Annotated in this window: 4 protein-coding genes; 2 read left to right on the forward strand and 2 right to left on the reverse strand. The window is 31.5% G+C overall.

Annotated elements, in window-relative coordinates:
• Nucleotides 1-32 precede the first annotated feature (32 nt).
• Nucleotides 33-1058: an aldo/keto reductase gene (locus JJE11_RS15615; protein ID WP_291637265.1), complete on the reverse strand. Its 1026-nt coding sequence runs from the start codon at nt 1056-1058 to the stop codon at nt 33-35.
• Between the two features lie 425 nt (nt 1059-1483).
• Here JJE11_RS15615 and JJE11_RS15620 point away from each other — a divergent pair, with 425 nt between their 5' ends.
• Both JJE11_RS15620 and aspD read left to right on the forward strand, forming a co-directional pair.
• Nucleotides 1484-1960, forward strand: a complete 477-nt coding sequence (locus tag JJE11_RS15620; RefSeq protein ID WP_291637267.1) for an Lrp/AsnC family transcriptional regulator — start codon at nt 1484-1486, stop codon at nt 1958-1960.
• A 30-nt stretch (nt 1961-1990) separates the two neighbouring features.
• Nucleotides 1991-3625 carry an aspartate 4-decarboxylase gene (aspD, locus tag JJE11_RS15625; RefSeq protein WP_291637269.1) on the forward strand — a complete coding sequence of 545 codons (1635 nt, stop codon included), beginning with the start codon at nt 1991-1993 and terminating at the stop codon, nt 3623-3625.
• Between the two features lie 73 nt (nt 3626-3698).
• On the opposite strand, the gene JJE11_RS15630 is transcribed toward aspD, so the two are convergent.
• Complete coding sequence (locus JJE11_RS15630) at nt 3699-4301, reverse strand: GNAT family N-acetyltransferase (RefSeq protein ID WP_291637272.1); 603 nt, start codon at nt 4299-4301, stop codon at nt 3699-3701.
• Between the last annotated feature and the right edge of the window lie 12 nt (nt 4302-4313).

Here is a 4313-nt window from a genome sequence, read left to right on the forward strand (position 1 = left end):
AATAAAGTTCAGGGTTTCTTTTATGTTTTTAGCTAAGCATTTTTATGCTTTTCATAAAACTTAGTGTAGCTTTTTAGTTCTCTTTTTAAAAGATTTGGAGTATCAAGCCTATAAGGACAGTGATTCTTACAGTGTCCACATTCTATGCAATTATTTATAAGCTCCATCTTTTCTTTAAAGCTATCATTTAAGAATTCTTGATATGGAGCTCTTTTAAGAAGAAGTGATATGCGGGCAGATGTAGGAATTTCAATTCCAGCAGGGCATGGTAGACAATATCCACAACCACGACAAAAATCTCCTGAAAGTTCAATGCGATCCTTGTTAATAATGGACCACATGGCATCATCCAATAGAGGGGGATTTTTCTCGAGAGAAATAAATTCATCTAGTTCAGTTTCTCTTTGTATTCCCCATATTGGCACAACATTATCAAATTGTCTTAAAAATGCAAATGCTGAGGCAGCATTAGTTATTAGACCTCCGGAAAGGGCCTTCATTGCTATCAGTCCTATATTTCTTTTTTTACATTCATTAATTAACAATAAATCAGTGTCAGAAGATAAAGAACTTAAGGGGAATTGTACAGTGTCATATAGCCCTGAAGCAGCGGCATCCATAGCATTCTTAATTTTATGGTTTGTAAGCCCTATAAAACGAACAAGGCCTTTTTTCTTAGCTTCTAGAAGGCCGGCGTAGAGACCTTCTGGATCTTTAGGGTCAGGAAGAATATCTGGGTTATGTAATTGAAGGATATCTACATAATCAGTTTTTAAATTTTTAAGACTTATTTGCAAATGCTCAAGTAAAGTTTTTCTGTCTTCGGCATGACTTTTTGTTGCAATTATGATATCATTTCTCACGTCGGAAAGAGAATATCCTATTTTTTCTTCACTATCAGAATATCCTCTTGCAGTATCAAAAAAGTTTATTCCATTGTCGTAAGCTTTTCGCAGAATATTTTTGGATTCTTCAAAAGAAACTCTCTGAACCGGTAATGCTCCAAAGCCACTTCTTGTAACCATAAGATTTGTTTTTCCTAATTTTATTTTATCCACTTAAACACCTCCATATTATTTATATACAAGTTGTATTAATGTTTATCATAGATTGAAGACTCCACTTATATCTAACTCTTATTTTATAGTGTTAGAGTTTTTGTGTCAATAATAACACATATCTATATCTTATCGAAAAAATTACATTGGAATGATATAATGGAAGAATAAATAGGAAAAGTTCATACATTTTTTAAATTGGCTAATAATATAGATAAGTGTAAAAAACAATATAAACAAGTTGAAACTGAGTAATCTGTTTATTAACTAAACGATTAATTGAGTAATGAATTTTTAAATTAGGCATTTATACCAAAACAAGTAATTTAATAATGGAAATATGATAAAATGTGTTATTAAATATATGTAAACTTTAAATGAATTATGCTAAAATAAAACTATAGATTATTGTAGGAGGAAAATTTGTGGATACTACTGATTACAGAATTCTTGAGATACTTTTAGAAGACGGAAGAATGCCTATGAAGGAACTTGCCCAAAAGGTATCACTTAGTGCACCTGCGGTTGCAGAAAGAGTAAAGAGGCTTGAGGAAGAAAATATTATAACCGGTTATAAAGCGAAAATAAACTATTCTAAACTTGGGAAAAAAATTAATGTGCTTATAAACGTAGGTATAAATGTTCAGAGAAATAAAAAATTTATGGAATTTATAAAAAATGAGGATTCTATAATAGAATGCTATCATGTTACTGGACCATACTGTAATATTTTGAAGGCTAGATTTGAGGATATTACAAGTCTAGAAAAACTTATTGGAAAGATACAAATGTTTGGAGATACTGAGACATTTATAATACTTTCTGAATTAGAAAAAGAACATATAATAAACAAAGAGGAAAAAGTATACGATTATAGTTATTATAACAATGAGGTAAAATAGCAAACCAGATATTAGAAGGAGGACAAGAATATGAACAAGTTAAGTCTTCAGCGTAAAGAAATAGAGGAAGTTTATGGTAAAATAAGCCCTTTTGAACTTAAGGATAAATTAATTGATCTTGCAGAGGAATCAAAGAAAAGTGGTGCACAATCACTACTGGATGCAGGTAGAGGAAATCCCAATTGGATTGCAGCGTCGCCAAGAGAGGCTTTTTTTACTTTTGGTCAATTTGCGGTTGAAGAAAGCCGTAGTGTATGGAGTGATCACGACTTAGCTGGAATGCCAAAGAAAGAAGATATTTCAAAACGTTTTATAGATTTTATAAGAAAACATAAAGATGATCCAGGAATTGAACTTCTTCGTAAAATGATTAATTATGGTGTAACAGTTAAAGGATTTAATGCTGATGACTGGATTTACGAATTAGTAGATGGGATTATTGGGGATAACTATCCTCAGCCAGATAGGATGCTAACTCATGTTGAAAATGTAGTTAATGACTATCTTATTCAGGAGTTATGCTATAATGAACCCCTTGAAGGAAAGTTTAAGACCTTTGCTGTTGAGGGCGCAACGGCAGCAATGTGTTATATTTTTGATACATTAATTGCTAACAATATATTGTCAAAGGGAGATAAGATTGCAATTATGGCTCCAATTTTCACGCCTTATCTCGAAATACCTCATTTACCGCGCTATAATTTTGAGGTTATTAAAGTTTTAGCTGATGAAATGACAGATGATGGTAGACGTACATGGCAATATTCTTCTAAAGAAATTGAGAAAATGAGAGATTCTAGTATAAAGGCATTATTTATAGTTAATCCAAGTAATCCAGCTTCTGTTGCGATGAAACCAGAAAATGTTAAACAGTTAAAAAATATTGTTGACAATGATAATCCAGATTTAATGATTATTTCAGATGATGTGTATAGTACTTTTGTAGATGATTTTCGTTCAATAATGGCAGATTTGCCATACAATACAATTGGAGTATATTCTTATTCAAAATATTTTGGAGTAACGGGCTGGCGTCTTGGAACTATTTCGCTCTATGAGCATAATGTATTTAATAAATTATTAAAAGAGCAAGATGAAGATAAAAAGGAAAGGGCAAGGATACGTTACGGAGGAATTTCTACTGATCCTGATAATATTGATTTTATTGATAGAATAGTAGCAGATAGTCGGCAGGTTGCACTTAATCATACTGCAGGATTATCTACACCACAACAAGTACAAATGGCATTCTTTTCGTTATTTGCTATAGTTGATAAAGAAAATAGATATAAAAAATTAACAAAAGATATTTGCCGCAGGAGGAAAAGACTTTTATTTGAGGGATTGGGAGTAGATTTACAGACAAATCCTTTCGATGCGTCTTATTATACTCAATTTGATTTACTAGAGTGGGCTGCTCGAAATTATAATATTGATTTTGTGAAGTATTTACAAGAAAGTTTTAAACCAGTAGACATTCTTATACGGTTAGCAGAGCAATCTTCTATAGTATTATTAGGAAGTAGTGGATTTAATGGTCCGGAGTGGTCTATAAGGATATCACTAGCAAATCTTAATGATGAATCTTATTCTAAAATTGGGGAAGTTCTTCATAAAGTAATGAAAGACTATGCGAATGAATGGAATGAATCTAAAACTACGTAATAAGTATTAGAAAAAGCACAAGGGACATTGAATGCACCTTGTGCTTTTGTTATGCATGTGGATTCTCTTATTATTAATCCATTATCAACTGTCGGGCCTTTTGAATTATTGTATTAAATTCAGGTGTATTATTTATATCATTAATAGTTTTTGGTGTTGTAGGTGATTTAGAACAATCTTGAATTTTTAATTGGAACCATTTAACATCATGCCAATTATCAAATTTGTAGCCTACATTCTGATAAACACCTATTGGGTTAAACCCAAAAGATTGATGGAGGCCTTCACTTTTAATATTAGGTAAAGTAATTCCCGCATAAGCATTGTAATAACCTTGTAATACTAATAATTCAAATAGTGCAAAATATAATGCTTTCCCAATCTTTTTTCTATGGTACTTATGGTTTATATAAATTGAAAAATCTACGGACCAATCATAGGCCTTACGCTGCATATATTCTGCAGCATAGGCATAGCCTACAACGATACCATTAACCTCACATAAAAGCCAAGGATACTTCTTTTGAATATTAGTTATTCTTTTGCCAAACGCCATTATAGTTGGTACTTCATATTCAAAAGTAATGACAGTATCTGTTATATAAGGTGAATAAATTTCTAAAATTGAAGCACTATCAGCCTCAGTAGCAAGTCTTATATTTTTATTTATTTGCATTTATATCTTCCC

Origin of the sequence: Clostridium sp. (genome assembly GCF_016650095.1) — a bacterium.
Lineage (GTDB): Bacteria > Bacillota > Clostridia > Clostridiales > Clostridiaceae > Clostridium_AD.

Coding starts and splice junctions, on each gene's coding strand:
- aspD (WP_291637269.1), top strand. CDS start 1,991: ATGAACAAGTTAAGTCTTCAGCGTAAAGAAATAGAGGAAGTTTATGGT.
- JJE11_RS15630 (WP_291637272.1), bottom strand. CDS start 4,301: ATGCAAATAAATAAAAATATAAGACTTGCTACTGAGGCTGATAGTGCT.